General features: G+C 63.2%; 6 protein-coding genes. 4 read left to right on the forward strand and 2 right to left on the reverse strand.

Features of this window, described 5'->3' with window-relative positions:
- A partial coding sequence (locus WCB02_RS24140; protein ID WP_423962112.1) for a PAS domain-containing protein occupies positions 1-611 on the forward strand: 611 nt, incomplete at its 5' end.
- An 18-nt stretch (positions 612-629) separates the two neighbouring features.
- On the opposite strand, the gene WCB02_RS24145 is transcribed toward WCB02_RS24140, so the two are convergent.
- Together WCB02_RS24145 and WCB02_RS24150 are read right to left on the reverse strand one after the other, a co-directional pair.
- Entirely contained in the window at positions 630-1,313 is a 684-nt protein-coding gene (locus WCB02_RS24145; protein WP_423962113.1) for a heme oxygenase (biliverdin-producing), read from the reverse strand.
- Between the two features lie 82 nt (positions 1,314-1,395).
- Positions 1,396-2,292 (reverse strand): cobalamin B12-binding domain-containing protein, encoded by an 897-nt coding sequence (locus WCB02_RS24150; RefSeq protein WP_423962115.1) that lies wholly within the window; start codon positions 2,290-2,292, stop codon positions 1,396-1,398.
- Between the two features lie 321 nt (positions 2,293-2,613).
- On the opposite strand from WCB02_RS24150, the gene bchF reads away from it, so the two are divergent.
- The 3 genes from bchF to WCB02_RS24165 form a co-directional block, all read left to right on the forward strand.
- The gene (gene bchF, locus WCB02_RS24155) at positions 2,614-3,129 is read left to right on the forward strand and encodes a 2-vinyl bacteriochlorophyllide hydratase (RefSeq protein ID WP_423962116.1); all 516 of its coding nucleotides are present in this window, start codon (positions 2,614-2,616) and stop codon (positions 3,127-3,129) included.
- Positions 3,126-4,409, forward strand: coding sequence for a ferredoxin:protochlorophyllide reductase (ATP-dependent) subunit N (locus WCB02_RS24160; RefSeq protein ID WP_423962118.1), 1,284 nt, complete (start codon positions 3,126-3,128; stop codon positions 4,407-4,409). The genes bchF and WCB02_RS24160 overlap by 4 nt, the downstream gene beginning before the upstream one ends.
- Positions 4,410-4,411: 2 nt before the next feature.
- A partial coding sequence (locus WCB02_RS24165; RefSeq protein WP_423962119.1) for a nitrogenase component 1 occupies positions 4,412-4,860 on the forward strand: 449 nt, incomplete at its 3' end.

Raw genomic sequence — 4,860 nt, forward strand, 5'->3', positions numbered from 1 at the left:
ATGTGCGCGTGTCCGAGCAGCCGGTCATCATCGCCGGTATCGACGGCGGTATTCTGCTGATGAACAATGCGTTCAGGACGCTGCTGCCCAGGGAGCACATGGCGGCGCGCCTCGACGACCTGGCTGCGGCGTTCCAGCAGCCGAAGTACTTTCTCGAAAGCGTGCGCGAACTCGTCGATCATCACCGCGCCTGGCGCGGTGAATTGCTGTTGCGCGACGAAGGCAACCGGGAAAAGCCGCTGATGGTCAGGGCAGATCCGGTGCAGCCGTCCCGTGACCGGGTACTGGGCTTCGTGCTGATCTTCTCTGATATTACCGACCGCAAGGCCGCGGAGGTTGCGCGTAGCCGCTTCCAGGAGGGCATCCTGAAGAGCAATCGGATCAACAAGGTCCGGCTCGACTCCAAAACCGACCTCGTGCATCAGAACCTGCTATCGGCGGTGGTCGAGAACGCGCAGCTCGCAGCGCTCGAAATCACCTATGGTGCGGAAACCGGCCGGATCGCGGACATGCTCGAGAGCGTGCGCAATTCCACGCTGCGAACGGCCGAGCTGCTGGAGCATCTGATCTGGCATTCGTCGCGCACATCCGGCGACAATTCCAAGAAATAAGTCTCCGGCGACGGCGCTCTACCTGGTCGCAGCCGATTCGCGTGCTGCCGCGGCCTGCACCGCGCATGACAGGGCGATGTTGTGCGAAAAGGCCAGCACGCCCTCTTCAACGATGGCATCGCCATTGGGAAACTGCGCGGCAGCCTGATCGAGAGCCTGACGATAGTTCGCCTTCAACGCGTCGAGATCGGGAAAGCGCGGAAAATCGTAGAAGGTGAGCTCGGCGGACCGAAGCTCGAGCGATCGCGACAGGAGCCGCTTCAAGATCTGGCCGCCGCTGAGATCGCCGAGATATCGGGTATATGCATGGGCAATCAACTGCGCCCCGTCGCCTTCGGCCGCCTCCGCAATCCGGCTTGCATAAAGTTCTCCCGCGGGCAGCAGCGGAATGTCGTTGATCCAGCGCTCGCCACATAATGCTGCAAGGTCGGATTCGATCGCCGGCGCGCGGTCGAGCCTGTAATGCGCGAGGACGCCGAGGAGGGGCGAGCCTTGATGTCGTTCGAGTCCCTGCTCGATCGCACAATAGGCGGGAAAAAGGTTGCGCAGCAGGAGGACATAGCCTGCACGGCTGGCGTCCCCGTGCAACAGATCGCGCATGATGCCGGTCCGTTCCGCTTCGACATGGAGCGCCCTGGTGCGGAAATAGAGTGCCGTGACGACGCTGGCCGGCGCAGGATGGTCCGCCACGATCGCCGTCATTCGCTGACTCTCCTGTCTTGCCGGCGGCGGGCGGCTTGGCCGTGCCGGCTGTCGGCATTGGTGTGTGGGCAAGCCGGTCATGTCACGTCCGGTTCTTCATCTGCTCGATCAGGCCGCGCGCCTGTTGCGGCGCGGTCGTCGCGTCCGCCGACATCATATCGGCTCCCATCGACGCCACAAGGTCGGGCTGCGCGATCACCATGGGACCGCCGAGCATGATGCCCACCTGCCGGTTGCGGGAGTCGTGCCGGATATCATGGATGTCCTGCTTCAGCTCATCGAGCCTGCGGTCGCTGCTGACGGAAAAGCCTATGATATCGAACCAGTGGTTATGCACCAGCGAGGTCAGCTCCTGATGTGACGAGAACGGACCGGTGCACAAATTCCAGCCCGCGCGGCGGAAGAACTCAGCGACCATCGACAGCCCGAAGCTGTGCTGTTCGCCGGGAATGATGGTCAGCAACACCGATTCGCCGCCGCCGCCTTGGGGTGCCTCGTTGCAGAACCGCTCCCCCAACCGCCGCATGATCCGTTGCTGCCGGCCGACCGCCAGGGTCAAATTGACAAAGTCGGTCGCATCCGACTCCCAGAGCTGGCCCAGGTAGCGGGCTGACGGCGCAAGCAAATCCAGAAAGATCGATTCCACCGTGATGCCCTGCGCAAGCAAGTCTTCGACATAAGCGAAGGGGGCGTCTTCATTGCTCCCCAAGGTGAGTGCCGCAAACCGCTCGACCGTATTCGGAATGGTCTGCTCGGTCGTTTCCGCCGGACTTGTTGGCGCCGGCGCCTTGCGGAGCGCGAGAACGATCTTGGGAATGATCTGCGTCTTGATGGTTTGGACGACGGTGACCGGAGGCAGCGTGGGGCGAAATCGCCAGATCGGCGCGGGGATCCTCTTTCGAAACGATTTGAAATGGCGCACCGGGGCGGGGTCGGTGGCGCTGCCGGGCAAGACGGATTGCTCGTTCACATCGGACATTTTTCACTCCCCCACGCATTAAGTCCTCCGTTCTTTTGACCGTCAAGTTTAATTTACGTATAGTTTGATTGACAGTCTCTAGAACCGAGCTTAACCTTCTTGTCATCAAGCCCGCACATAGGGAGTGGCGCGGTGCATCGTCGGCCAGTCGCAAATCGAGATTTTATCCAGTTCGGCGGTCGATCGCCGGCAGCTCCTGGCTTTCCCCTTCCGATATCGCATCACCGCGCTGAAAGACTGTCAAATAATCTTTACAGTCCTTCGCTGGAATCCGTCGCTGCGTCTGCGAACGGTACTCCGGCAGCAGACGGCGGAGAACCGTTGGTTCGTTCGACTGCGCAAGCACTTAAGGGGCTGTACACGCCCGAACAGCGTATTCGCCGCGATGCAACCAGATGGACGCTGGTGCAGGGGATCCTCGCCCCCGTCCAGTTCGCCATCTTTCTCATCAGTCTGATCCTGGTGGTTCACTATCTGGCCACCGGGCAAGGATATGGCGTCGCGGCGGCTTCGATCGTGGTCAAGACGCTGCTGCTTTACGCGATCATGATCACCGGCTCGATCTGGGAGCGTGAAGTTTTCGGCTGCTATCTGTTTGCGCCAGCGTTCTTCTGGGAGGACGTGTTGAGCTTCCTGGTGCTGGCGCTTCACACGGCTTACCTCGTCGCGCTGCTTGGCCGAGTGGGCGATGCGCGCCAGCAGATGCTGCTCGCGCTCGCGGCTTACGCGTCCTACCTCATCAACGCCACGCAGTTCGTCCTGAAGCTGCGCGCCGCCCGCCGTGACGAGCGTATCGCGTCGTCCGAAGCTCCGACGATGGCCGGGAGGCGAGCATGAATGCGCATGTGCAAGGCTGCGCCGTGAGCGCCGCCGCCGCGCCTGTTCCGGTTCGCCGCGAGAACGGTCAGCGCGAGGTGTTCTGCGGGCTGACCGGGATCGTCTGGCTGCATCGCAAGATCCAGGACGCGTTCTTCCTCGTGGTCGGCTCGCGCACCTGTGCCCATCTGATCCAGTCCGCCGCCGGTGTGATGATCTTCGCAGAACCGCGCTTTGCCACGGCGATCATGGAAGAGAGGGACCTGGCAGGGCTCACCGATGCCAACGACGAACTCGATCGCATCGTGACGCAATTGATCGCGCGGCGGCCCGATATCCGTCTGCTGTTCCTGGTCGGCTCCTGTCCGTCCGAAGTGATCAAGCTCGATCTGTCGCGTGCCGCGCTCCGGCTGTCGCAGAGCTTTTCGCCCAAGGTGCGCATCCTCAATTATTCGGGCAGTGGCATCGAGACCACCTTCACGCAAGGCGAGGATGCATGTCTCGCCTCGCTCGTGCCGGCGCTGCCCGCCTCGGCAACAGGCGTGGACCAGCTTCTGATCGTGGGCTCGCTGGCCGATGTGGTCGAGGACCAGTTCGCGCGCCTGTTCGGCGCACTCGGAATCGGGCCGGTCCATTTCCTGCCGCCGCGCAACTCCACGGTGCTTCCGGCGGTCGGGCCAAATACCAGATTTCTGCTCGCCCAGCCGTTTCTTGCCGACACCGCGCGCGCCCTGGAGGATCGGGGTGCGACGCGATTGGCCGCGCCGTTTCCACTCGGCGTCGAAGGCACGACCGCGTGGCTGAGGGCCGCGGCCGACGCTTTTGGCGTCCAAGACACGACCTTCGTCACGGTCACGCAACCCTCCCGGGCCCGTGCGGCGCGCGCGCTCGCGCCGTACGTCGAAAAGCTTGCTGGACGCAGCATTTTCCTGTTCCCGGATTCGCAGCTCGAGATTCCACTGGCGCGGTTTCTGTCACGCGAGCTCTCGATGCTGCTCGTCGAAGTGGGCACGCCCTATCTGCATCGCCAGCATCTCGCCGAAGAGCTCAATTTGCTTCCCGACGGTGTCGCCGTGACCGAGGGACAGGACGTCGATCTGCAGCTCGATCGCTGCCGCGCCGCCCGGCCCGATCTGGTGGTGTGCGGTCTCGGTCTGGCCAATCCGCTGGAAGCCGAGGGCATGACCACCAAATGGTCGATCGAACTCGTTTTCACGCCGATCCAGGGCTACGAGCAGGCCGGCGACCTCGCCGAATTGTTTGCGCGTCCGCTCGTGCGCCGCGCCAAACTGGTGCCATGACGATGCAGCTCACGGTGTGGACATATGAAGGACCTCCCCATGTCGGCGCGATGCGCGTCGCGACGGGAATGCAAGGGCTGCATTATGTGCTCCACGCGCCGCAGGGAGACACCTACGCGGACCTGCTGTTTACGATGATCGAACGCCGCGACCGGCGCCCGCCCGTGACTTATACGACGTTCTCGGCGCGCGATCTCGGCGGCGATACCGCCGAACTGTTCAAGACCGCGGCGCGCAACGCCTATGACCGGTTCAAGCCGCAGGCGATGATCGTCGGCGCATCCTGCACGGGGTCGCTGATCCAGGACGATCCAGGCGGCCTGGCGCGCGCGCTCGATTTGCCGATCCCGGTGGTCACCGTCGACCTGCCGGCGTATCAGCGCAAGGAGAACTGGGGCGCCGCTGAGACCTTCTATCAGCTGGTCCGCGCGCTTGCCGGACCGTCGGCGCC

The sequence above is a fragment of the Bradyrhizobium sp. genome, assembly GCF_049581145.1.
Classification (GTDB): Bacteria; Pseudomonadota; Alphaproteobacteria; order Rhizobiales; family Xanthobacteraceae; genus Bradyrhizobium.

Excerpts from the sequence above, each read along its gene's own strand:
- WCB02_RS24145 (WP_423962113.1), bottom strand. The coding sequence starts at position 1,313 with ATGACGGCGATCGTGGCGGACCATCCTGCGCCGGCCAGCGTCGTCACG.
- WCB02_RS24160 (WP_423962118.1), top strand. The coding sequence starts at position 3,126 with ATGAATGCGCATGTGCAAGGCTGCGCCGTGAGCGCCGCCGCCGCGCCT.
- WCB02_RS24150 (WP_423962115.1), bottom strand. The coding sequence starts at position 2,292 with ATGTCCGATGTGAACGAGCAATCCGTCTTGCCCGGCAGCGCCACCGAC.